At 74.0% G+C, this 20854-nt stretch carries 19 protein-coding genes; 16 read left to right on the top strand and 3 right to left on the bottom strand.

Annotation, left to right across the window (positions count from 1 at the left end; all coding sequences use genetic code 11):
- Window positions 1-155 precede the first annotated feature (155 nt).
- The 9 genes from AB0C33_RS24830 (at window position 156) to AB0C33_RS24790 (ending at window position 11883) form a co-directional block, all read left to right on the top strand.
- Window positions 156-2684: a glycoside hydrolase family 9 protein gene (locus tag AB0C33_RS24830; RefSeq protein WP_358291780.1), complete on the top strand. Its 2529-nt coding sequence runs from the start codon at window positions 156-158 to the stop codon at window positions 2682-2684.
- A 74-nt stretch (window positions 2685-2758) separates the two neighbouring features.
- Complete coding sequence (locus AB0C33_RS24825) at window positions 2759-3082, top strand: PadR family transcriptional regulator (protein ID WP_189651648.1); 324 nt, start codon at window positions 2759-2761, stop codon at window positions 3080-3082.
- Window positions 3079-3981: a hypothetical protein gene (locus AB0C33_RS24820; RefSeq protein ID WP_358291779.1), complete on the top strand. Its 903-nt coding sequence runs from the start codon at window positions 3079-3081 to the stop codon at window positions 3979-3981. Before AB0C33_RS24825 ends, AB0C33_RS24820 begins: the two co-directional genes overlap by 4 nt.
- Window positions 3982-4014: 33 nt before the next feature.
- Window positions 4015-4911, top strand: a complete 897-nt coding sequence (locus AB0C33_RS24815; protein WP_358291777.1) for a hypothetical protein — start codon at window positions 4015-4017, stop codon at window positions 4909-4911.
- Window positions 4912-4918: 7 nt separating this feature from the next.
- Window positions 4919-6709, top strand: a complete 1791-nt coding sequence (locus AB0C33_RS24810; RefSeq protein ID WP_358291775.1) for a peptidoglycan-binding protein — start codon at window positions 4919-4921, stop codon at window positions 6707-6709.
- Window positions 6702-7388 (top strand): ABC transporter ATP-binding protein, encoded by a 687-nt coding sequence (locus tag AB0C33_RS24805; RefSeq protein WP_358291773.1) that lies wholly within the window; start codon window positions 6702-6704, stop codon window positions 7386-7388. The genes AB0C33_RS24810 and AB0C33_RS24805 overlap by 8 nt, the downstream gene beginning before the upstream one ends.
- Window positions 7388-8566, top strand: a complete 1179-nt coding sequence (locus AB0C33_RS24800; RefSeq protein WP_352358800.1) for an ABC transporter permease — start codon at window positions 7388-7390, stop codon at window positions 8564-8566. The genes AB0C33_RS24805 and AB0C33_RS24800 overlap by 1 nt, the downstream gene beginning before the upstream one ends.
- Window positions 8567-8596: 30 nt before the next feature.
- Entirely contained in the window at window positions 8597-9850 is a 1254-nt protein-coding gene (locus AB0C33_RS24795; RefSeq protein ID WP_358291771.1) for a histidine kinase, read from the top strand.
- On the top strand, window positions 9847-11883 hold the full coding sequence (locus AB0C33_RS24790) for a sensor histidine kinase (RefSeq protein WP_358291769.1): 2037 nt from the start codon (window positions 9847-9849) through the stop codon (window positions 11881-11883). The genes AB0C33_RS24795 and AB0C33_RS24790 overlap by 4 nt, the downstream gene beginning before the upstream one ends.
- On the opposite strand, the gene AB0C33_RS24785 is transcribed toward AB0C33_RS24790, so the two are convergent.
- Window positions 11880-12524, bottom strand: a complete 645-nt coding sequence (locus tag AB0C33_RS24785) for a hypothetical protein (RefSeq protein WP_358291767.1) — start codon at window positions 12522-12524, stop codon at window positions 11880-11882. The genes AB0C33_RS24790 and AB0C33_RS24785 overlap by 4 nt on opposite strands.
- A 152-nt stretch (window positions 12525-12676) precedes the next feature.
- Here AB0C33_RS24785 and AB0C33_RS24780 point away from each other — a divergent pair, with 152 nt between their 5' ends.
- Genes AB0C33_RS24780 through AB0C33_RS24755 form a run of 6 tightly spaced genes read left to right on the top strand, consistent with a single transcriptional unit; the run spans window position 12677 to window position 19442 of the window.
- Complete coding sequence (locus tag AB0C33_RS24780) at window positions 12677-14770, top strand: sensor histidine kinase (protein WP_358291765.1); 2094 nt, start codon at window positions 12677-12679, stop codon at window positions 14768-14770.
- Window positions 14771-14799: 29 nt separating this feature from the next.
- Window positions 14800-15456: a response regulator transcription factor gene (locus tag AB0C33_RS24775; RefSeq protein WP_352320660.1), complete on the top strand. Its 657-nt coding sequence runs from the start codon at window positions 14800-14802 to the stop codon at window positions 15454-15456.
- 31 nt (window positions 15457-15487) lie between these two features.
- The gene (locus tag AB0C33_RS24770) at window positions 15488-15907 is read left to right on the top strand and encodes a hypothetical protein (protein ID WP_358291763.1); all 420 of its coding nucleotides are present in this window, start codon (window positions 15488-15490) and stop codon (window positions 15905-15907) included.
- A gap of 60 nt (window positions 15908-15967) precedes the next feature.
- Window positions 15968-16669: a TetR/AcrR family transcriptional regulator gene (locus AB0C33_RS24765; protein ID WP_358291761.1), complete on the top strand. Its 702-nt coding sequence runs from the start codon at window positions 15968-15970 to the stop codon at window positions 16667-16669.
- Window positions 16666-18024 (top strand): MFS transporter, encoded by a 1359-nt coding sequence (locus AB0C33_RS24760; RefSeq protein ID WP_358291759.1) that lies wholly within the window; start codon window positions 16666-16668, stop codon window positions 18022-18024. The genes AB0C33_RS24765 and AB0C33_RS24760 overlap by 4 nt, the downstream gene beginning before the upstream one ends.
- Window positions 18021-19442, top strand: coding sequence for an aspartate aminotransferase family protein (locus AB0C33_RS24755; RefSeq protein ID WP_358291757.1), 1422 nt, complete (start codon window positions 18021-18023; stop codon window positions 19440-19442). Before AB0C33_RS24760 ends, AB0C33_RS24755 begins: the two co-directional genes overlap by 4 nt.
- Here the strand turns inward: AB0C33_RS24755 and AB0C33_RS24750 are convergent.
- Complete coding sequence (locus AB0C33_RS24750) at window positions 19430-19660, bottom strand: DUF397 domain-containing protein (protein WP_358291755.1); 231 nt, start codon at window positions 19658-19660, stop codon at window positions 19430-19432. The two genes, AB0C33_RS24755 and AB0C33_RS24750, sit on opposite strands and share 13 nt — an antisense overlap.
- Complete coding sequence (locus AB0C33_RS24745; RefSeq protein ID WP_358291753.1) at window positions 19653-20456, bottom strand: helix-turn-helix transcriptional regulator; 804 nt, start codon at window positions 20454-20456, stop codon at window positions 19653-19655. The genes AB0C33_RS24750 and AB0C33_RS24745 overlap by 8 nt, the downstream gene beginning before the upstream one ends.
- A gap of 12 nt (window positions 20457-20468) precedes the next feature.
- Between AB0C33_RS24745 and AB0C33_RS24740 the strand changes: the two genes are divergently transcribed.
- Window positions 20469-20843 (top strand): ATP-binding protein, encoded by a 375-nt coding sequence (locus tag AB0C33_RS24740; RefSeq protein WP_358291751.1) that lies wholly within the window; start codon window positions 20469-20471, stop codon window positions 20841-20843.
- Window positions 20844-20854 lie beyond the last annotated feature (11 nt).

Genomic DNA, 20854 nt, shown 5'->3' with positions numbered 1-20854 from the left:
GCTGCCCCGATCCCCCGGCAGGTGCAGCGGCCCCGGCCGTGAAAGTTTCAGGGTCTTCGGGGCCGATCGGGTGCAGCCGTTGACGGGGCAGCGGTGGGCAAGGAGGATCGGGTTCGCTCCATTGGGAGCGCTCCCAACCTTCCCGAAGGACCTCCATGACCCGATGCCGGGCCGCGCTGCTGGCCCTCCTCACCATGGTCGCCCTGTCCCCCGCCGCGTCCGCCCGCGCCGCCGACGAGGGACCCGAGCAGATCGTGAACGGCACCTTCGACGCCGGCACCGCCCCCTGGTGGAGCACCGGCAACACCACCCTGACCATCGACGGCGGCAGGCTGTGCGCCGACGTCCCCGGCGGCACCGCCAACCCCTGGGACGTCATCATCGGCCAGGACGGCGTCCCCCTGGTCGCCGGCGACACCTACGCCTACAGGTTCTCGGCCTCCGCCACCCCCGCCAAGGTCGGCAAGGCCCTGATCCAGCTCCCCGTGGACCCGTGGACGCAGTACCTGTCGGCCGCCCCGGAGCTGAGCGTCTCGGGCAACGACTACTCCTACACCTTCACCGCCCCGGTCTCGCTGCCGAACGCCCAGGTGGCGTTCCAGCTGGGCGGCAGCGCCGAGCCCTGGAGGTTCTGCATGGACGACGTGTCGCTGAAGGGCGGCGCCGAACCCGAGGTCTACGAGCCGGACACGGGCCCGCGCGTCCGCGTGAACATGGTCGGCTACCTGCCCTCGGGCCCGAAGAAGGCCACCCTGGTCACCGAGGCCACCACGCCCCTGGACTGGGAGCTGCGGAACGCCGCGCAGGAAAGGGTCGCGAACGGACGTACCGTCCCCAAGGGCATGGACGCCAGCTCCGGCCAGAACGTGCACACCATCGACTTCGGCTCCTACGCCAAGCCCGGCCAGGGCTACACGCTGACCGCCGACGGCGAGACCAGCAGGCCGTTCGACATCGGCGCGGACGTGTACGACTCCCTCCCCACGGACGCGCTGAAGTTCTACTACACCCAGCGCAGCGGCATCGAGATCCTCGACAGCCTGCGCCCCGGCTACGGACGCCCGGCCGGCCACGCGGGCACGTCCCCCAACCAGGGCGACACGGACGTGCCCTGCCAGGCGGGCGGCTGCGACTACACCCTGAACGTCAAGGGCGGCTGGTACGACGCCGGCGACCACGGCAAGTACGTCGTCAACGGCGGCATCGCGGTCCACCAGCTGATGGCGGCCTACGAGCGCGACCGGGCCGCCTTCACCGACGGCCAGCTCAAGATCCCCGAGAGCGGCAACGGCGTGCCCGACGTGCTGGACGAGGCCCGCTGGGAGCAGGAGTTCATCCTGAGCATGCAGGTGCCGGACGGCCAGCCGGACGCGGGAATGGCCCACCACAAGGTGCACGACCAGAACTGGACCGGCCTGCCGCTGCTGCCGCACCTCGACCCGCAGAAGCGCGAGCTGCACCCGCCGTCCACGGCCGCGACGCTCAACCTGGCCGCGACGGCGGCGCAGGCGGCCCGGCTGTTCGCGCCCTACGACGCGGCGTTCGCGGCGCGGAACCTCAAGGCGGCGCGCAAGGCGTGGACGGCCGCGAAGGCGAACCCGGCCCGGTACGCCAGCCCCGCCGACGGCGTGGGCGGCGGCGCCTACGACGACGCCGACGTGACCGACGAGTTCTACTGGGCGGCGGCCGAGCTCTACCTCACGACGGGCGAGAAGGAGTTCGCGGACTTCGTGCTGGCCTCGCCGCACCACACCGGCGACATCTGGCGCGAGCGCGGCTTCGACTGGGGCAACACCGCCCAGCTCGGCCGGCTGGGCCTGGCGACCGTGCCCAACGCGCTGCCGGGCCGGGACAAGGTGCGGCAGTCGGTCGTCGAGGGGGCCGACAAGTACCTGGCGGTGCAGCGGGCGCACCCGTACGGGCTGCCGTACGCGCCGGCGGACTTCGACTGGGGCTCCAACAACCTGGTCCTCAACAACCTGGTCGTCCTGGCCACCGCCTACGACCTGACCGGCGAGGAGAAGTACCGGGCCGCCGTACGGGAGGGCATGGACTACCTGCTCGGCCGCAACGCGCTCAACATCTCCTACGTCACCGGCTACGGCGAGGTCTCCGCCCAGAACCAGCACAGCCGCTGGTACGCCCACCAGCTCGACCACGCGCTGCCCCACCCGCCGCGCGGCTCGCTGGCCGGCGGCCCCAACTCCGCCATCCAGGACCCGGTCGCCCAGCGGCTGCTGCGCGGCTGCAAGCCGCAGTTCTGCTACGTCGACGACATCGAGTCCTGGTCCACCAACGAGCTGACCATCAACTGGAACTCGCCGCTGGCGTGGGTCTCGGCGTTCCTGGCGGACAAGGGCGGGCGGTCCGCCTGCCGGGTGCGCTACTCGGCGCACGGCTCATGGCCCGGCGGCTTCACCAGCCAGATCGTGATCGAGAACACCGGCCGGGAGAGCGTGAACGGCTGGACCCTGAGCTGGTCGTTCCCCGGCGGCCAGCGGATCAAGGAGGGCTGGGGGGCCGAGCTCGCCCAGTCCGGAGCGGCGGTGACGGCGCGGAGCCTCGGCTACAACGGCCGGATCAGGCCCGGCGAATCCGTGACGTTCGGTTTCGTCGGCACGCACGACTCGGGCCCCAACCCGGCTCCGGAGGTCTTCCGCCTCGACGGTGACCGCTGCCGATGACGCGCGACGCGGGCGGCCCTTCCGGGGTCCGCCCGCGTTGCCCACACTCCGTTGAACGGAATACTGTCTCCCCCATGCCCAGGGGAACCTCAGAAGTCAGCGAGCCGATGTACTTCGTGCTCGCCGCGCTGCGCGCCGGCCCGCTGCACGGCCACGCGATCAGCAAGTCGGTCAAGGAGCTGTCCGGCGGCCGGGTCCAGCCCTCCGTCGGCACGCTCTACGGCATCCTGGAACGCCTCAACGAGCGGGGCGTCATCACCGTCGACCGTGAGGAGACGGTCAACGGGCGCAACCGGCGCTACTTCCGGATCACCGACGAGGGCCAGGCGCTGGTGGAGGCGGAGGCGAGACGCATGCAGGCGGCCGCCTCGCTCGTCCTGCGGCCGTCGGCCGGATGACGGCCGTCGGGTCCGCGCGAGCCGCGTCCGCGCTCGAACGGCGTTACCGCAGGCTCCTGCTCGCCTATCCCAGGACGTACCGCGCGGCCCACGGTGACGAGCTGCTCGACGTGCTGCTCGAATCGGCCGCGCCGGGGCGGCGCGTCCCGGTGCCGCGCGAGGCGTGGGGGCTGCTCAGGGGCGGGGTGCGCAGCCGGATCGTCCACCTGGCGAGCGGCAGCCCCTGGCAGGACGGCGTGCACCTCGCCGTCACCGCCATCGCGGCGGCGAACCTGGCCGCCCTGCTGCCCTACGCCGGCACGCTGCCGCTCTGGACGCTGCTGTCGGCGCTCACGCTGCTGGCGACCGCTCGCGGACGGCTGCGCACGGCGGCGGCGCTGACGCTGCTCACCGGGGCCAAGGCGGTGGCGCTGGCCGGCGGGTGGCAACTGTTCGACACGACGCTGTTGCCGGTCTATCCGACGTTCCTCCAGGTCCGGCCGTTGTTCATGGACAGCGACCCCTACCTGGTGGCGGGCGCCTACGCGGTGGCGCTGGCCGGCCTGCTCGTGCTGCGGCGGGCGCCGCGCACGAGGTCGTGGTGGTGGTGGGCGGCGGTCGTCGCGGCGAGCTGGGCGGGCCCCGAGTGGATGGAGGACTCCACGAGGTTCCCGCTCAGCCTGAGCAGGCTGGTCGTGGAGGCGGCGGCGTTCGGGCTGGCGGCGGGGAGCGCCTACCTGGCCCGCGACCACCGGTGGACGCTGGCGGCGGCGATCTACCTGGCGACGGCGTCGGGCGAGCCGGTGCTGCACTCCGACGCCCTGACCCGGCAGCACCTGGCGTATTGGGGGGTGCTCGCGCTGCTGGTCGTGGGGGCCGCCTTCGCGCCCTTCCGCCAGCGGCGGCATTGCCTGGATTGACCATACTCCGTTGAACGGAGTATGGTCTCCGCCATGCTCAAGAGATCCCGCCTGGCCATCGCCATGTCGCTCTCGGCGGCCGTGCTCTGCGGCTGCGGGGGCGCCGCCGAGCCGACCGGCGGCGCCGAGACCGCCCAGCCGTCGCAGGCCGCCGCCGCCAAGGACAAGAAGCACCAGTTCGAGGCGGCCAAGGCCGACTGCATGAAGCAGAAGGGCTTCACGTACATGCCGTACGTGAAGCCCGAGGCCAAGAGCGAGGACGAGCGCAAGCGCGCCTCCGGCGACTACCAGGCGATGAAGAAATATCGCGCCAAATACGGATTCGGCGTTTTCGCCCTACAGGCCTACCCCGGGGAGCTGGAAGGCCCCGGCGGCAAGAACGACCCGGACCCCAACATGAAGATCCAGGCAGACCTCTCCACCGCCCAGCTCACCGCCTACCACAAGGCCAAGGACGCCTGCGTCGTCACGGCCGCCAAGCAGGTCCTCGGCCTCACCCTGAAGTCGAACATCGACTACTTCTCCCAGATGGCCATCGCCCACAGGCGCGCGAAGGCCACCGAACTGGACGGTGACCCCGAGCTGGTCGAGCTGGCCGGCCCCATGGCCACCTGCCTCAAGGGCAAGGGCTACTCGGTGACCGACGCCAAGCCGTCGGCGCTCAACCAGCGCGGGGAGCGGGAGTTCATGCGCCGGCAGGACAAGCTGGGCCGTCAGCAGCAGAAGAGCATGCCCGACCCGCCGAAGATGACCAAGGACACCGAGCAGTTCCACATGCCGGACCTGACCCCCGACGCCGCCAAGCCGTACCTCGTCCAGGAGGTCAAGGCGGCGCTGGACGACCTGGAGTGCGGCAAGGACTTCTACGCGGCCTACACGCCGAAGGAGACCGCCGTCCAGCGGAAGATCAACGACCGGTTCGCGTTCTGACGTCCTCATGAGATCCCCACGCAGGCTTGCGGCCGTCGTGCTCGCCGGGGTCGTGCTCGTCGCCCTGGCCGGGTGGGCGGTGAGCACCCGGCTGCGCTCGCCGGCCGACGAGGCGAGCAGGCGCGCCGCGCCCACACCGTCCCTGGTCACCGCCGCCGTCGAGCGGCGCAGGCTGGTCAGCACCGTGGTGGTCAACGGCACCCTCGAATACGGCTCGCCGCTGCCGGTCGGCCTGGCCGGGGCCGTCGGCGGCGCGTCCGAGCTGCAGCGGGCCACCAGGGCGCCGCGTCCCGGCCGGATCGCCGAGGGCGGGGTGCTGATGGAGGTCAACGGCCGGCCGGTGTTCGTCCTGCGCGGCTCGGTGCCGATGCACCGCACGATCACGCCGGGCAGCGAGGGCGACGACGTCACCCAGTTGCAGCGGGCGCTGCGCAGGCTGGGGCACCGCGCGCCGTCCACCGGCGTCTTCGACCGGGCCACGGTCGCCGCGCTCACCCGGCTCTACGCGGCCAAGGGGTACCAGGCCCAGCGGCCCGCCCTCGCCGACCGGCAGACCTACGAGACCCTGCGCAAGGCCGTACGGACCGCCAAGGAGACCCTGGCGGCCGAGCAGCAGGCGCTCGACCGGGGACGTGACGTGCTGCCGCTCAAGCTCAGGCTGAAGAACGCCAGGACCGGGCTCACGGCGGCCCGCCGCGCCCTGGCCGAGGCCCGGTCCCAGGAGCTGCCGCCGGCCGACGAGGCCCGGCTGTCGGCCGCCGACTCGGCGGTGCGGGCGGCCGAGGAGCGGCTGCTGGAGGCCGAGCAGGCCCTCGCCGCCGCCCGCACCCGCCCCACGAGCGCGCCCACGGCGGCCGCCACCGATGCCGCCACCGATGCCGCCACCGATGCCGCCACCGCTGCCCCCACTGCGGCCCCCACCGGCACGCCCGCTCCCCAGCCCACGGCCTCGCCCGCCGACACGCGGCTGCTGGAGCTGCGGGTGGCCAACGCCCGCGCCGACCTGTCGGCCGCCCAGGAGGCCCGCGACCTGATCGTCAAGGAGGCCGAGCAGGCCCGCGCGGCCCGGGTCGAGCAGCTGCGCGCGGCCGTGCGCACCGCCCAGGAGACGCTGGCGACCGCCGAGCAGGCGCTGCGCCAGGCCAGGCAGCTCTCCCCCGCCCGGCTCAAGGTGACCGGCGCCCGCGCGGACGTGGCGGCGGCCGAGGAGATGCTCACCGAGTACTCCCGCACGTACGGGGTCTCGATCCCGCCCGGCGAGGTGGTGTTCCTGCCGAAGCTGCCGGCCCGCGTGCGCAAGGTGTCGGTGAAGGCGGGGCAGCGCGTCGAGGGCGAGGTCGCCACCGTGACGAGTTCGTCGTTCGCGGTCACGGCGTCGGTCGAGGCGGCGGAGTCGGAGCTGCTGCGGGCGGGCATGCCCGCGACCGTCGAGCTGGACACCGGCCGGTCGTACCCGGCCCGGCTGACCGCCGTGGGCGACAAGGCGAGGGTGCCGGGCTCCGCGACGGCCGAAGGCGGGGCGCAGCCCGTCCTGATCACGCCGGGCCCGGCCAAGAGGCTCAAGGCCGGGACCGCGGTGACGGCGCGGATCACCGTGGGGGCGACGAAGGACCCGGTGCTGGTGGTGCCCGTGGCGGCCGTGATCACCTCGGCCGACGGCAGGGCCCGGGTCCGGGTCGAGTACACCACCGACCGGACGAGGGACGTCGAGGTCCGCACCGGCCTGTCGGCCGACGGGAACGTCGAGGTCACCGGCGATCTCAAGGAAGGGGACCGGGTGGTGGTCGGCGATGCCTGAGCGGCGGGCCGAGCCGGTCATCGAGCTGACGGGCGTGTGCCGGCTGTACGCCGCGCAGCCGCCGGTCCGCGCGCTCGACGGCGTCTCGCTGCGGGTGGGCCGCGGCGACCACGTGGCCGTCATGGGCCCGTCCGGGTCCGGGAAGTCCACGCTGCTCAACGTGCTCGGCCTGCTCGACCGGCCGGACTCCGGCAGCTACCGCCTCGACGGCGTCGAGACCACCACGCTCCCCGACGGCGTCAGGACCAGGTTGCGCGGCGACCGGATCGGCTTCGTCTTCCAGTCCTTCCACCTGCTCGCCCACCGCACTGTGGTGGAGAACGTGATGCTCGCCGAGCTCTACACCCGGCGGCCGCGCAAGGGCAGGCGGGAGCGGGCCCTGGCGGCGCTCGACCGCGTCGGCCTCGGACACCGCACGGCGTTCGCGCCCGGCCGGCTGTCCGGGGGCGAACGTCAGCGCACGGCCATCGCCAGGGCCCTCATGGGCTCCCCGTCGCTGCTGCTGTGCGACGAGCCGACGGGCAACCTCGACAGCCGCAACACCGAGGCGGTGCTCGACCTGTTCGACGAGCTGCGGCGGCAGGGCCTGACCATCGTGGTCATCACGCACGAGCAGGAGGTCGGCGCGCGCGCCGAGCGGCGGGTGCGGATCACCGACGGCGTCCTGGTGGAGGAGTGATGGACCTGCGCGACCTGGCCGGCGAGGCCGTCGCCGGCCTGCTGGCCCGGCCGCTGCGCACGGCGCTCACCACGCTCGGCACCGTGCTCGGCATCACCACCCTCGTCGTGACGCTCGGCGTGGCCGCCACCGCGGGCAACCAGGTCGTGGGCCACTTCGACGCGCTGGTGGCCACGGCCATCACCGTCGAGGTGCCCGGCACGCCGGGCGCCCCCCTGGTGACCTGGGACGCGGTCGACCGGCTGACCAGGCTGCGCGGCGTGGAGTCGGCCGCCGCGCTGTCGGAGAGCGAGGACACCGCGAACCTGTCCGTGCGCTCCAACGACATCGTCGATCCGGCGCGCATCACCACGCAGTCGCTGCCCGTGGTCGCCGCGACCACCGGCCTTCCCGGAGCCCTGCGCGGCACGATGCTGCGCGGCAGGTTCTACGACGCCGGGCACGTCCGGCGCGGCGACCGGGTGGCGGTGCTCGGCGACCAGGCGGCCAGGCTGCTCGGGATCACCCGGCTCGACGGGGCGCCCGCGGTCTTCATCGGCAGCCACGCGTACACGGTGATCGGCGTGCTCGGCGGGCTGCGCCGGGAGCGCGACCTGGGCGCGGCCGTGTTCGTGCCGCCGACCGCCGGGGCCCGGTTCGGGCTGCGGACGGTCACCAGGGTGCTGGTCAACACCGGCCTGGGCGCCACCGCGCTGGTCGCGGGCCAGACGCCGGTCGCGCTCAGCCCCGGCAACGAGGACCTGCTCCAGGTGGTCGCGCCGCCCGGCCCCACCCGGGCCCGCGACGCCGCCCAGGACGACGTCAACGCGCTGTTCCTGATCCTCGGCCTGGTCTCGCTCGTCGTGGGCGCGGTCGGCATCGCCAACGTCACGCTCGTCACGGTGCTGGAACGGGTGCCCGAGATCGGGCTGCGCCGGGCGCTCGGCGCGGCGCGGCGGCACGTGGCCGCGCAGTTCCTGCTGGAGTCGACGCTGGTCGGGCTGGCCGGCGGCGTGATCGGCACGAGCCTCGGCGTGGTCGCCGTGGTCGCCGTCTCGGCCGCCAGGGAGTGGACGCCGCTCCTCGACGCGCGGCTCGCGCTGGCCGCGCCGGTGGCCGGGGCGGTGGTGGGGTTGCTGGCCGGGCTCTATCCGGCGCTGCGGGCGGCGAAGATGCAGCCGGTGGACTCTCTGCGATAGCGGTTCCGCCACTTATGATGTGCCCGACATATGGCGAAAAAAGCCCGGCGGGTGCTGCTCAGAGCGGTCAGACCGCTGCTCGTCAAGGCAGCGGTCCTGTCCGGGCTGCGCGGACGCGAGCGGACCCTCCTCCTGCTCAACCGCGCCCTGGTCTACCTCGCGCTGACCGCCGTGGTCGGCGCCGTCTACTTCGGGGTCGGCGCGCTCGACGCCCTGCTCGGCTCATGGTCCGACCTGATCGCCGCGCTGGCCGCGGGCGCGCTGTTCCAGCCCGTACGGGTGCGCCTGCAGAGCGCGGCGGACCGGCTGTTCCGGTGGGAGCGCGACCCGTACCGGCTGGCCGACCGGGTGAGCCGGAGCGTGCAGGAGGCCAGGGGGCCGGCCGAGGCCCTGGCGTCGGCGGCCCACGCCGTCCGGCTGGCCCTGGGTGCGCCCGGCGTCGCGGTGGAGGTCGTCCTGCCCGGCGGACGGGTGCGCAGCGTCGTCGCGGGCGAGATGGGCCCGGCCCCTTCGGTCGAACGCCTGGTCTGGCACGGCAAGTCGATGGGCTGGCTGTCGGTCAGCGGCGAGCCGCGCGACCGGGCGCTGCTGGACATGCTGGCCAGGCAGCTCGCCGAGGTGGCCCACGCCGTACGGCTCAGCGCCGACCTGCAACGCTCGCGCGAGCGCATGATGGTCACCCGCGAGGAGGAACGCCGCGAACTCCGCCGCAACCTGCACGACGGCCTCGGACCGGCGCTGACGAACCTGGCGATGAGCGTCGACCAGGCCCGGCTCAGCCTGGCCAGCGACCCCGGCTCGGTCGAGCCCCTGCTCAGCACGGCACGCAGGCAGATGACCGAGGCCATCGTGGACGTCCGCGACCTGGTGTACGGCCTGCGCCCGCCCGCGCTCGACGGCGCCGGGCTGGACGAGCTCGGCCTGGAGGGCGCCTTACGGCTGCTCGCCGACGCGCCCGGCCCGAGGGTGGACGTGGTGGTCTCGGGCTCGCTGGCCGACCTGCCGGCCGCGGTGGAGGTGGCGGCGTACAAGATCGCGCATGAGGCGGTGGCGAACGTGCGCCGGCACGCCCGCGCCACCACCGCCCTGATCAGGGTGGAGCGGCGCGACGGGCTCCGGCTGACGGTGTCCGACGACGGGATCGGGCTGCCCGAGCAGCGCCGCCAGGGGGCCGCCCTGATGCGCGGGCGGGCCGAGGAGGTGGGCGGCGTCTGCCGGCTGGACGTCCGCCCCGGCGGCGGCACCGAGGTCGTCGCGGAACTGCCGGTCAAGGAGCCACGATGACCCCTGACGACCACGACGATCCCGGTCCCGGCGCGGACGGGCCCGGCCGCACGCGGGTGCGGCGGCGGCTCGTGCTGGCGGTGGTGTGGACGGCTGCCGGGGCCTCGCTCGCGGCCGTGGTGACGGCGGCGGTGCTGGCGGCGCAGCTCGGCGGGCTGGCCGAGACGCAGGGGCTCGACCCGATCGGGCTGATGTTCCCGCTCGCCGGCGCGTTCCTGATCAGCCGGCGGCCCCGGCTGCTGGTCCCCTGGCTCATGTGGGCGACGGGCGTCGTCTGGTCGGCGTACTCGCTGCTGTTCGCGCTGACCGGCTGGATGTACTTCCACGCGCCCGGCCCGCTCCTGCCCTACGTCGCCTGGCCGGCCATCTGGCTGTGGCTGCTGCCGGTGCCCACGTTCACGGGCATCATGCCGCTGCTCTTCCCGGACGGACGGCTGCCGTCGAGGCGCTGGCGGCCGGTGCTCTACGGCAACCTGGTGCTCATGGCCGGGCACTCGCTGCTGCTCGGCCTGTCCCCCGACCCGTCGTTCGAGCTCGGGGTGCCGGTGGGCAACCCGTTCGGGGTGGCGGCGCTGGGCAGGGTCCCCGAGGTCGTGGAGTCGTGGATCGGGCCCCCGATGATCCTGCTGTGCCTGCTCGGCGTGGTCTCGCTGGGCTTCAGGTACCGGGCGGCGACGCCCGAGGTGCGCCGCCAGATCACCTGGTACTTCCACGCCATGGTGATCTTCGTCGTCTACTGGATCGCCAGCGCGGGCAACCAGGACACCTTCATCATCGCCGTACGGGTCTTCCTGGCCGCGGGCATCCCCATCGCGATCATCGCCGCCGTGCTGCGCCACCAGCTCTACGGCATCCGGCTCATCCTCAACCGCACGCTGGTGTACGGCACGCTCGCGGTCGGGGCCGGCCTCACGTACTCGGCGCTCATCTGGGCGTCCAACAGCCTGGCGGACGGCTACGGCGCGGCGGCGGGGCTCGCCTCCGCGATGGTCACCGGCGCGGCCTTCCATCCCGTGCGCCTGCGCCTCCAGCGCTCGGTGGACCGGCTGTTCAACGTGGAACGCGACCCGTACCGGGCGGCCGACCTGCTCAGCCGTACCGTGCAGCGGGCCGGGGACCCGGCGGGGGCGCTGGCCGAGGCGATCTCCGTCGTGCGCACGTCGCTGGTCGCCCGGGGGGTGGGCGTGGAGGTGCCGGGCGAGCCCGCGCTGTCGTTCGTGGACGGCGAGCTGGGCGCCCGATCGCGGTCCGTCGAGCTGACCTGGCACGGCGAGCCGGTCGGGCGGCTGCGGATCGCCGGGGCGCGGCCGGGCCGCGAGCCGCTGGACGTCATGGCCAAGCACCTGGCCGAGCTGGCGCACGCCGTACGGCTGAGCACCGACCTGCGGGACTCCCACGAGCGGATCAGCGCCACCCGCGACGAGGAGCGGCGCCGGCTGGGCAGGGAGCTGCACGACGGGCTCGGCCCCACGCTGACCAGCGTGACGATGACCCTGGACGAGGCGCGGCGGCGGCTGGAGCGCGACCCCGAGTCGGTGGAGGAGCTGCTGGTCCGGGTGCGCGAGGAGATGACCGGCACGCTGATGTCGGTGCGCGAGCTGGTGGACGGCCTGCGCCCGCCGGTGCTGGACGAGCTGGGCCTGGCCGGCGCCCTGCGCGCCTTCGGCCAGGCCCCGGGCCCCCGGGTCGAGGTCACGGTGCCTCCGGCCGCCGACGGTTCCGAAGGGCTGCTCGACGGGTTGCCGGCGGCGGTGGAGACGGCCGCGTACCGGATCGCCCAGGAGGCGCTGACGAACGTGCGCCGCCACGCCCAGGCCACGTCGGTGCTGGTCACGTTACGGCGGGAGGCCGGGGAGCTGCGGGTGTCGGTCGCCGACGACGGCACCGGCCTGCCCGACGAGCCGTCGCCGGGCGTGGGCCTGACGTCGATGCGCGAGCGGGCGGCCGAGATCGGCGGCACCTGCGCGATCGGCCCCCGGGCGGGCGGCGGCACCGAGGTGACCGCCGTCCTGCCGCTCACGCCGCCGGCCTAGGAGGTCAGGCTCGGACGCAGCGCGAGCAGCGCGCCGAGGGTGGCGTACCCGACGATCAGGTGGAAGCCGCCGATCCAGTTCGAGATCGACTCGCCGAACACCACGTACGCCGGCACCGTCACCACGGCCCAGCTCTCGGCGACGAGCGGCCACCACCGCAGCGCCCCGCGCCAGCGCCCGGCGAAGGCGATCTTGATGCCGATGGCCATCATGCCCAGCATGGACACCGGCCAGAACACGTCGAGCACCTGCATCACCGGCCCGTCCTGGAGGTCGTCGGGCAGGACGCCGTGCAGCAGGGACCAGACACTCGCCACCCCGAGCAGCACCAGCTCGACCTTGAGCATCATCCTGGCGAAGCCGGACGTGCCCGTCGCGCGGGTCCGGATCTGCACGGCGAGCAGGGCGAAGAGGCCGAGCTGGAAGAGCAGCCCGGTCAGGTCGCCGACCCGCTCGCCGAACCCCTGGGCCTGCGTGCCGTAGACGAAGATGCTGGCGGTCCAGGCGAGCGTGCCGGCGCTGAGGGCGAGGCCGAGCCTGCGGACGGCGGCCGGGGCGATGGCGGGGCCTGCGGATGGGGGCGGGGTGGCGGGCACGTCGGTGCGGGCCCTGGCCGGGGTGGTGGTGATCTTGCCGTCCACGGGAGGTCCTTTCTCCTTGCGGTGATCTTGCGGGGATGTCGTGCCTCCAGGCTTCCGGCGGGCCGCCCCGGGCCGGCAGAGCCGCCGGTCCCGCCTCCGACGGGACTCCTGTCCCGGGACATGAGGACACGGCGTCGGGTGTAATACGTCCCGTGACACAAACCGGACCTTCCGTCCTTCCGGCGGCAGCGACGTCCTCCGCCGCGGCGCGCGGCTGGTGGGCCGTCGGGGTGGCCGTGGCCGGGGCCGGGATCGCGGTCGCCACCGTGGCGCTGGACGTCGCCGCCGGGGACGTGCGGTTGCCGCCGACGTCGGAGCTGGAGCCCGGGTGGCCGGCCGCGCTGACCGGGCTCGCGCAGCTCGTCCCGGGCGCGCTGCTGCTGCGCCGGCTGCCGCGGCATCCGGTGGCCTGGGTCCTGGCGGTGTTCGGGCTGCTGTGGTTGCTGGACGGGCTCACGGGAAGCTGGGCGACGTACGCCGCCTACGTCTCGCCCGGCCTGCCGGGGGCCGCGGCGGCGTACTGGTCCTACTCGCGGTTCGGGGCGTCGCTGCTGCTCGGGCTGCCGCTGCTGATCCTGCTGTTCCCGGACGGCCGGCTGCCGCCGGGGCGGGTGTGGCGGGCGTTGTCGGTGACGAGCCTCGTGCTGACCGGGCTGCTCACGGCCCTGCTGGTGACCGCGCCGACGGCGGTGATGGAGCGCTACCACGACCGGGCGATGCCGCCGGAGATCGCGCGGCTGGGCCTCGACTTCCTGTCCGTGGACCTGCCGTACGGGTTCTGGGAGCCGGCGCTGGCGCTGGCGTACGCGTCCGTCCTGGTGAGCCTGGTGGTGCCGTTCGCGTCGATGGTGCGCAGGTACGTGGTCGCCGACGCCGAGCGGCGGGCCCAGATCCGCTGGCTGATGTGGGCCGCGCTGGTGGACATGATCGTGCTCCTGCTGCCGCTGTCGTTGTCCCCGCAGATCCCGGCGGCGCTGCTGACGCTGGCCATCGCGTTCACCGCCGCGGCCGTGGTGGTGGCGGTGACCAAGTACCGCCTGTACGACATCGACCGGCTGCTGTCGGCCACCGTGGCCTACGGCCTGCTCGCCGCGCTCGTGGTGCTCATGGACGTGGTGGTGTTCACGCTGGTGGGCAGCGTCCTCGGGGAACGGGACTCGGCCCTGGCCGCCATCGCGATCGTCGCCGTCCTGTACGCCCCGCTGCGCACCTGGCTCTGGCGGGCGGTGCGCCGGCTGGTGCGCGGCTCCAGGGACGACCCGTACGCCGCGGTCTCGACGCTGGCCGAGCGGCTGGAGCTGGCCACGGACCCGGACGAGCAGCTGCTCGCGGTGGCCACGACGCTGGCGGAGGCGTTCCGGCTGGCCTACGTGCGGGTGGAGATCGAGCGGCCGGGCGGCGAACGGTCCGTGGTGGAGCACGGGTCGCCGCGCGGGCCGTCGGTGTCGCTGCCCGTTGCCTACCGGGGCGAGACCGTGGGGCGGCTGGTGCTGTGCCGCACCGATCTGACCGAGCGGGACCAGCGGCTGCTCGGCGACCTGGTCCGCCAGGCCGCCGCCGCGGCGCGGGCCGTCGAGCTGAGCACCGACCTGCAGCGCATCCGCGCCCGGCTGGTGCTGGCCCGCGAGGAGGAGCGCCGCAGGCTCCGGCGCGACCTGCACGACGGGCTCGGCCCGAGCCTGGGCGCGGTGGCGCTGCGCATCGAGGCGGCCCGCAACCTGGCCGCCGGCGCGCCCGAGCAGGCCGACCGCATCCTGGAGCAGACGGCCGCCGAGGTCGGCGGGGTGCTGGCGGACGTGCGCAGGCTGGTCCACGACCTGCGCCCGCCCGCGCTCGACGAGCTGGGCCTGCTGCGCGCGATCGAGCAGCAGGCCGGCCGGTTCCGCACCGCGGCCCTGGACGTCCGCGTCACCGGCGACGGCCCGCTGGGAGCGCAGGGCGCGCTGCCCGCGGCGGTGGAGGTGGCGGCCTACCGTATCGTGTCCGAAGCGCTGGCCAACGTGGCCAGGCACGCGGGCGCGGCCCGCTGCGACATCACGCTCACCGCGCGGGAGGGGGCGCTTGAGGTGGCGGTACGCGACGACGGCTCGGGCATCGGCCCCGACGTGGCGGCGGGCGTGGGCATGCTCTCGCTGCGCGAGCGCGCCGCCGAGCTGGGCGGCGACTGCCGGGTGAGCTGCCCGCCCGGCGGCGGCACCCTGGTCCTGGCCCGGCTGCCGATGCGGGTGGAGGCCGCCGATGTCTAGCCGGGAGCCGATGCGGGTGGAGGCCGCCGATGTCTGACCAGGAGCCGATCAGGGTTCTGCTGGCCGACGACCATCCCGTCTACCGCGACGGGCTCGCGCTGCTGCTCGGCTCGATCCCGGGCATCGAGGTGGCCGGCACCGCCGCCGACGGCCCCGAGGCGGTCGAGCGCGCCGCCGACCTCCAGCCGGACGTCGTGGTGATGGACGTCCGCATGCCGGGGCTCGACGGCATCGAGGCCACCAGGCGGATCGTGGCCGACAGCCCGCACGTCGCCGTCGTCGTGCTGACCATGTCGGAGGAGGACGCCACGCTGTTCGCCGCGATGCGCGCGGGGGCCCGCGGCTACCTGCTCAAGGGCGCGGGCCAGGGCGAGATCGTCCGGGCGATCACCGCGGTCGCGCACGGCGAGGCGATCTTCGGCCCGGCGGTGGCGCTGCGCGTCGCCGAGTTCTTCCAGGGGGCCGCCGCGGCCTCCGGCGACCCGGTCTTCCCGCAGCTCACGCCGCGCGAGCGGGAGATCCTGTCGCTGGTGGCGGCCGGCCGCTCGAACGCGCAGATCGCCTCGGCCCTGTTCCTGTCGCCGAAGACCGTGCGCAACAACGTCTCCAACATCTTCGCCAAGCTGCACGTCGCCGACCGCGCCGAGGCCATCGTCCGCGCCCGCGACGCGGGGCTCGGGAAGTGAGCCGTTCGGGGCTCCCGTACGTCATAGAGGTATGAAGATCTGGCGAATCGTGCTTCTGCCGGCGCTCGCGCTGGCCGTCACGGCCTCCGCGCTGCCCGCCGAGGCGGTGACCACGCAGCGGAAGGTGCTGGTCGACCTGCGCGAGGAGGGCGGCTTCGCGGGGCTGCTGAACCGCGTGACGGTCTACACCGACGGCTGCTTCCGGCTCAGCCGCCGCACCGGCCCGGTGGTGACCAAGTGCCTCACGGCCAGGGAACACCGTCAGCTGCGCGGCTATCTGAAGGAGCTGCGGATCGGCCGGTCCGAACGCCCGCCGCAGGGCGCGGACTTCCTCAAGTACACGCTGACCCACAAGGGCCACCACGCCACGCGGTACACGCTGCCCCGCACGTGGAAGCCGGTGGTGGCGCACCTGGACAAGGTCCTCGTCAAGTACTGGGCTCCGGACTGACCGTAACCCTCTCCATCAAGCGATTGACCAAGGGGGCGGGACGGAACTACGGTCGGTCGTATGAGACCTGCCGACAGCGGACAGCCGGCCGTGATCCTCAAGGCGGCCACCCAGCTCTTCGCCGCGCTCGGCTACGACGGCACCTCGACGCGCCAGATCGCCGACGCCGCGGGGATGAACATCGCCACCGTCAACTACCACGTGGGCGGCAAGCGGGAGCTGTACCTGGCCGTCATGGAACGTGCGCACCGGGCGGAGAAGGCGGCGCTGGACAAGGCGCTCGCCCATCTGCCCGGTGACGACCCGGTCGCCTCCATCCACCGCCTGGTGGACGACTACCTCGACTTCTGCGCCGACAACCCGGAGATCCCCGCGCTGTGGATGCACCGCTGGCTCTCCGACGCCAGCGACATCACCGAGCTGGAACGCCAGTACGTCCAGCCCCTGGTCTCCGCCGTCACCGGCGCGCTGCGCCCGGCGGTCGAGGCCGGCGTGATCGACGGCACGGTCGACCTGGAGTACGCCATGTGGACGGTCATCTGGTCGATCCACGGCTTCGCCAAGGGCGGCGTGCTCGACGCCGACGGCCGCCGCAGGGGCGCGGGCGACCGGGCCGCGCTGCGCCGCTTCCGCGCCCACCTCCACCTCACCCTCCACCGCACCCTCGCCCTCCCCGGCGACCCCCGAACCCTCCTGCCCGACACCCCCGAAAGCCCTCTGCCTGGCGCCTCCGGAAACCCCCTGCCCGGCGACCCGCGATGACCGCGGCGGACATCGGCCGGCTCGGTCACGGACGGCTGCTCGGCTACGGCGTCGGCTCGGTCGGCACCGGCGTGTTCTCCGCCGTCCCCGGCCTGCTGCTGCTCTACTACCTGACCGACATGCTCGGCGTGCCCGCCGCCGTCGCGGGCGCCGTCCTGGTCGCGCCGAAGATCTGGGACGTGCTGCTCAACCCGCTCGTCGGCGCCGCCAGCGACCGCGAGGCCGTGCGCACCGGCCGCCGGACGCGGCTGCTGGCGGTGGGCGCGGCCACGCTGCCGGTGGCGTTCGCGCTGATGTTCGCCGTGCCCGGCGGCGTCACGGGCGGCGTCGGCGGGGCCGCGTGGTCCGGGGTGGCGTTCCTGCTGGCCGCGACCGCCTTCGCGAGTTTCCAGGTGCCGTACGTGGCGCTGCCGGCCGAGATGTCGGCGAGCCCGGCCGAGCGGACCAGGATCATGTCGTGGCGGGTGGTCTGCCTGACCGTCGGCATCCTGGTCGCGGGCGGCCTGGCCCCCGCCGTGGTCGACCTGGCGGGCGGCGGCCGGCCGGGGTACGCGGTCATGGGCGTCGCGATCGGGCTGGTCATGGCCGCCGCCCTGGTGGCCGCCACGCTGGCCACGCGGTGGGTGTCGTCGCGTCCGGGGCCCCGGCAGCTCGGCCCGGCGGCGGCCTTCCGGCTGGCCCGGGGCAACCGGCCGTTCTTCGCGCTGCTGGCGGCGTTCGTCACGCAGGCGCTCGGGGTGGCGGTGATGCTGGCGGGCGCCCCGTACGTGGCCTCGTACCGGCTGGGCGACTACGGGCTGACCTCGGTGATGTTCGTGTGCCTGGTCGGCCCGAGCATGCTCGCCGTGCCGGCGTGGGCCCGGCTGGCCCGCGCGTACGGGACCGTGCGCTGCTACCTGGCCGCCTCGGCCGGGTTCGCCGTCGTGGCGCTCGCCCTGGTCCCCGCCATCGCGGCGGGCAGCCTGGCCGCCACGCTGGCGCTGACCGCGCTGGCCGGGGTCTGCTACGCCGCGCTGCAACTGCTGCCGCTGTCGCTGCTGCCCGACACCGTGCACGCCGACGCCGCCCGTACCGGCCACGCCCAGGCCGGCGCGTTCACCGGCCTGTGGACGGCCGGCGAGACCGCCGGGCTCGCGCTCGGCCCCGGCCTGTTCGCGCTGGTCCTGGCGCTGTCGGGGTTCGTCTCCGCGCCCGTGGAGTCGCCCGTCGCCCAGCCGGCCGGCGCGCTGACCGGGCTGCTGCTCGGCTTCACCGCGCTGCCCGCCCTGCTCATGCTGATCAGCCTGCCGTTCGTCGTCCGCTACGGCCGGCTCGCCCTCGACCCCGCCGTCGTCCCCGCCAAGGAGAACGTGTGACCCTCCCCCTGTCCGGAAGAACCGCCGAGGACCTGCTGTCCGAGGTGGCCAGGATGAAGCAGCACGACCTGCCGGTGCGGGGCGGGCAGGTGACCGCGTACGTCTACGACACCGGCCGGCCCGAGGTGCACGAGGCGGCGGCCCGCGCGTACGCCGAGATGCTGGAGGTCAACTGCCTGGACCCGACGGCGTTCCCGAGCATCGTCGAGATGGAGAAGCAGGTCGTGGGCGCGGTCGCCGACCTGCTCGGCGGCGGCCACGGCGTCTTCACCAGCGGCGGCACCGAGTCGATCATGCTGGCGGTCAAGGCGGCGCGGGACGCGGCCGGGCGTCCCGGCGCCAACCTCGTGCTGCCGGTGACCGCCCATCCGGCCTTCCACAAGGCGGCCCACTACCTGGGCCTGCGGGTCAAGGCCGTGCCGGTGGACCTGGAGACGTACAAGGTGCGGGTGGCGGACGTCGCGGCGGCGATCGACGAGGACACGGTCCTGGTGGTGGTCTCGGCGCCGTCGTACCCGCAGGGCGTGATCGACCCGGTCGCGGAGGTCGCCGCCGTGGCCGCCGAGGCGGGCGTGGCCTGCCACGTGGACGCGTGCGTGGGCGGCTGGCTGCTGCCCTGGCTGCGGGAGGCGGGGGCCGACGTGCCGCCGTTCGACCTGTCGGTGCCGGGGGTCACCTCGCTCTCCTGCGACCTGCACAAGTTCGGCTACGCGCCGAAGGGCGCCTCGGTGGTGCTGTTCGCCGACCCGGCGACGCGGCGCAAGGCGTACTTCGCCTCGGCCGCCTGGCCCGGCTACACGATCATCAACGCCACCGTGCAGAGCTCCAGGTCGGCCGGGCCGCTCGGCGGCGCGTGGGCCACGCTCCAGGCGCTCGGCCGGGAGGGGTACGTGGAGCTCGGCCGCGCCACCCTCAAGGCGGCGGCCCGGCTCAGGGAGGGCATCGCCGCGATCCCCGGCCTGCGGGTCCTGGGCGCGCCCGAGTCGTCGCTGGTGGCCTTCGCCGGGGACGACCTCGACGTGTTCGTGCTGGCCGACGCGGCCCGCGAGCGCGGCTGGTTCCTGCAACCACAGCTCTCCTACGCAGGGATCCCCGCGAACCTGCACGTCACGGTCACCGGCGTGACGCTGAACGGCGTGGAGGCGATGCTCGGGGTGATCGCCGACGCGGCGGAGGCGGCCCGGCTGCGCGGCCCGGCCGTGGTGCCGGACGGCCTGGTCGAACTGATCGCCGACCTGGACCTGGACGCCCTGGACGACGCGACCTTCGCCGAACTGGCCGCCTCGGTGGGCGTGGACCTGCGTCCGGGCGCGGGCCAGCCGGGGATGGCCACGGTCAACGCCGTCCTGGACGCCCTGCCCGCCGAGACCCGGGAAGCCCTGCTCCTCCGCTTCCTCTCGGTGATCTACGCCTCCTGACAGGGCAGGTCGAACTCCCCCTTGGCGGCCCCGTCGAGAAAGGCCAGCCATTCGTCCCGGGTGAAGGCCAGGATCGGGCCTTCACCCCGGTCCTTGGTGTCCCGGACGAGCACGCCGTCATCCGCCCGCCGCATCACCTCGACACAGCTCCCGCCGTTTCCCCCCGACGCCGTCGCCTTGACCCAAACGCCCGCACGGAGACCACTCGCCTCACTCATAGCTCTCCATCGCCTCACGGATGATCTCGCGGCTCCTGTCCACGGGATACGCCATGCCGGACAGGGCCTCCCATCGCACGATAAGCGCTTGCACGGTGCTGGCGCGATTGGCCACCCGGCCTTCCTCGGCACTCTCCAGATAGGCGTGATCAGGCCCACCGTCCAGGAGTGTGGCCACCTCGAAGGCGCCGAGGCATCCGACGGTGAGCCCCGCCTTCAACGGGACGACCCGCAGCGTGACGTAGGGCGGGTTGAGCACGCCGAGCAGCTTGGCGAGCTGTTCTCTCATCACCTCCGGTCCGCCGACAGGCCGGTGGAGGACGCTCTCGTCCACGAGAGCGGAGTAGATCGGCGGGGTTTCGCGACCGAACACGGATTGCCGGTGCAGCCGGAACCGCACGGCCTCCTCGGCCTCCCGCTGCACGGCCCCCGGCTCTCCCAGGAAGACATGTCTGGCGTAGCTCTCCGTCTGGAGCAGGCCGGGGATCAGCAGGGGCTCGGACGTCCTGATGGTGTGGGCCGCCGCCTCCACCTTGGGCCATTCGCGGAACCAGCGCGGGCCCAGCGCGCCGTGGATCTGCGGCAGCAGCTCCGTCAACTGGCCCTTGAGGCCGAGGGCCTTCTCCACTTCGCGGGTGAAGTCCTCGCTCGGCTTGCGCAGGAGACGTTCCACGTGCCCGACCGCGCTCTCGCTGTAGGCCAGCCGGTCCGCCAGACGCTCCTGGCTCAAGCCCTGGTCCGTACGGAAGGCACGCAGGCGTCTGGCGTACTCGGCCCACGCCCCAGTTCCCTGCACGCGGGCGTCAAGGTGTGGACGGTCGGCGAGCTCGACGACCCGGCGATGCTGCCCCGGCTGGCGCGCACCGAACTGGCGGCATGGCTGGGGGCGGACCACCAAGCCCTGGACGACCTGCGGCTGATCGCCTCGGAGCTGGTCACGAACGCGGTGCAGCACGCGGCGGCGCAGTGGGTCCGGCTGTCCCTCGCCCCGGAGGCGGGGTTCTGGCGGCTGGCCGTGACCGATCCGGGCCGGAACGGCCTGGTTCCGCGTCCCCGCGTGCCGGCGGACGCGGACGAGTCGGGACGCGGACTCCGGCTGGTGCACGAGCTGACCACCGGACTGTGGGGGACCTACCAGGACAGGGCCGGGGAGCGGGTCGTGTGGGCGTTGCTGCGCCGGTAGCGGAGTTTCGA

Origin of the sequence: Nonomuraea sp. NPDC048881, assembly GCF_040649795.1 — a bacterium.
GTDB lineage: Bacteria > Actinomycetota > Actinomycetes > Streptosporangiales > Streptosporangiaceae > Nonomuraea.
Note: the sequence above shows the minus strand (reverse complement) of the source record. Positions and strands in the feature narration are given on the sequence as shown.

Bases quoted from the DNA above. Each gene is read 5' to 3' on its own strand.
- AB0C33_RS24830 (WP_358291780.1), top strand. From the start codon at position 156: ATGACCCGATGCCGGGCCGCGCTGCTGGCCCTCCTCACCATGGTCGCC.
- AB0C33_RS24825 (WP_189651648.1), top strand. From the start codon at position 2,759: ATGCCCAGGGGAACCTCAGAAGTCAGCGAGCCGATGTACTTCGTGCTC.
- AB0C33_RS24820 (WP_358291779.1), top strand. From the start codon at position 3,079: ATGACGGCCGTCGGGTCCGCGCGAGCCGCGTCCGCGCTCGAACGGCGT.
- AB0C33_RS24815 (WP_358291777.1), top strand. From the start codon at position 4,015: ATGCTCAAGAGATCCCGCCTGGCCATCGCCATGTCGCTCTCGGCGGCC.
- AB0C33_RS24810 (WP_358291775.1), top strand. From the start codon at position 4,919: ATGAGATCCCCACGCAGGCTTGCGGCCGTCGTGCTCGCCGGGGTCGTG.
- AB0C33_RS24805 (WP_358291773.1), top strand. From the start codon at position 6,702: ATGCCTGAGCGGCGGGCCGAGCCGGTCATCGAGCTGACGGGCGTGTGC.
- AB0C33_RS24800 (WP_352358800.1), top strand. From the start codon at position 7,388: ATGGACCTGCGCGACCTGGCCGGCGAGGCCGTCGCCGGCCTGCTGGCC.
- AB0C33_RS24795 (WP_358291771.1), top strand. From the start codon at position 8,597: ATGGCGAAAAAAGCCCGGCGGGTGCTGCTCAGAGCGGTCAGACCGCTG.
- AB0C33_RS24790 (WP_358291769.1), top strand. From the start codon at position 9,847: ATGACCCCTGACGACCACGACGATCCCGGTCCCGGCGCGGACGGGCCC.
- AB0C33_RS24775 (WP_352320660.1), top strand. From the start codon at position 14,800: ATGTCTGACCAGGAGCCGATCAGGGTTCTGCTGGCCGACGACCATCCC.
- AB0C33_RS24770 (WP_358291763.1), top strand. From the start codon at position 15,488: ATGAAGATCTGGCGAATCGTGCTTCTGCCGGCGCTCGCGCTGGCCGTC.
- AB0C33_RS24765 (WP_358291761.1), top strand. From the start codon at position 15,968: ATGAGACCTGCCGACAGCGGACAGCCGGCCGTGATCCTCAAGGCGGCC.
- AB0C33_RS24760 (WP_358291759.1), top strand. From the start codon at position 16,666: ATGACCGCGGCGGACATCGGCCGGCTCGGTCACGGACGGCTGCTCGGC.
- AB0C33_RS24750 (WP_358291755.1), bottom strand. From the start codon at position 19,660: ATGAGTGAGGCGAGTGGTCTCCGTGCGGGCGTTTGGGTCAAGGCGACG.